General features: G+C 56.0%; 1 pseudogene. It reads left to right on the forward strand.

The features are described from left to right. Positions 1-382, forward strand: a pseudogene (locus KTN04_RS17480) (IS3 family transposase); the annotation flags it as partial.

A 382-nucleotide genomic window follows, 5' to 3' on the forward strand; every position in this document is an offset into this window, starting at 1 on the left:
GTCAACCAGCTGCGCGCTGAGCGAGACGGCGTCACGCCCACTACAAAGGCACTCACTCCGGAGCAACAGAGGATCCAGGAGCTGGAAGCCAGAGTGAATCGGTTGGAACGGGAGAAGGCGATACTAAAAAAGGCCACCGCTCTCTTGATGTCGGACGAACTCGAACGTACGCGCTGATAGACCAGTTGAGTGAGCAGGAACCAGTAGAAATGGTCTGTAGCGCATTCGGTATTGCCCGTTCCAGTTACTACGAGCACCGCCGCAGCCGATCCCGAATTGACGCAAATCGGCTTGAGCAACGGGCCAAGGTGAATGAACTGTTCACGCAAAGCCGCAGTTCAGCTGGAAGCCGTACGATCATGACTCAGATGCAGGATGAGGG

Origin of the sequence: Marinobacterium weihaiense (genome assembly GCF_019061305.1) — a bacterium.
Taxonomy (GTDB): Bacteria; Pseudomonadota; Gammaproteobacteria; order Pseudomonadales; family Balneatricaceae; genus Marinobacterium; species Marinobacterium weihaiense.